Below are 848 nucleotides of genomic sequence, written 5' to 3'. Positions count from 1 at the left end.
CCGGCCGGCTGGAGCAGCTCGGCCCGCCGGAACAGTGCTTCAGCGCCCCCGCCAGCCGTTTCGTCGCGCAGTTCCTCGGCGAGGCGGTGTTCCTGCCCGGCGAGCGCCGCGGCGACGAGCTGCGGACCCTGCTCGGCGCCGGCACTGCCCGGGCCGGGGACAGCGGGGACGGCCCGGTGGACGTACTCCTGCGCCCCGACGACGTCACCCTGGCGGCCGACGGCGACACCAATGCCGCGGTCGAGTGGTCCCGCTACGAGGGCGGCACGCGGCTGTACGCGGCGCGCCTGGACGACGGCCCGCTGCTCAAGGTCCGCACCAACCACGAGACCCACCTGGCCCCGGGGGAGCGGGTCAGCGCACGGATCACCGCCGGTCACCCCCTGGCCGCGTTTCCCCGCGAGTCCGCCTGAGCCCCGCCGCCCACCAGGCCGGTATCCGCCAGCAATCCGGACAGCGGCCAGCCGAGCGCGGCACAGACGTCCGCGAAGTCCGCGGCCGGCGACGCGGTGATCTGGCACGGCGTGCCGTCCACCGGGTGCGGGAAGGCGATACGCCACGCGTGCAGGAGCAGGCGGTGGCTGTCCAGGTGGTCACGGAACAGCCGGTTGTGCGGCCCGTGGCCGTAGGTGGTGTCGCCGACCAGCGGGTGGTTCGCCCGCTCCATGTGACGACGGATCTGGTGCCGCCGCCCGGTGAGCGGGACGACGCGCACCAGCGAGTAGCGCGCGGCGGGATAGCGGTCCACCGGAATGGGCAGCTCGACAGTGGCGAGGCGCCGGAAGCGGGTCAGCGCCGGGCGCTTCTCGCCGCCCTTCTCCCGGGGGACCGGCCGGTCGACCTCGCCG

At 75.4% G+C, this 848-nt stretch carries 2 protein-coding genes; one reads left to right on the top strand and one right to left on the bottom strand.

The features are described from left to right. The coding region (locus tag G7A99_RS22000; protein ID WP_163144108.1) for a TOBE domain-containing protein at nt 1–413 on the top strand (413 nt) is incomplete at its 5' end. On the opposite strand, the gene G7A99_RS21995 is transcribed toward G7A99_RS22000, so the two are convergent. Then, on the bottom strand, nt 377–848 hold a 472-nt coding region (locus G7A99_RS21995; RefSeq protein WP_240466377.1), incomplete at its 5' end, for a pseudouridine synthase. The two genes, G7A99_RS22000 and G7A99_RS21995, sit on opposite strands and share 37 nt — an antisense overlap.

This window comes from Arhodomonas sp. KWT, from assembly GCF_010993615.1.
The sequence above is the reverse complement of the archived record's forward strand: the minus strand, read 5'-3'. Positions and strand labels throughout refer to the sequence as shown.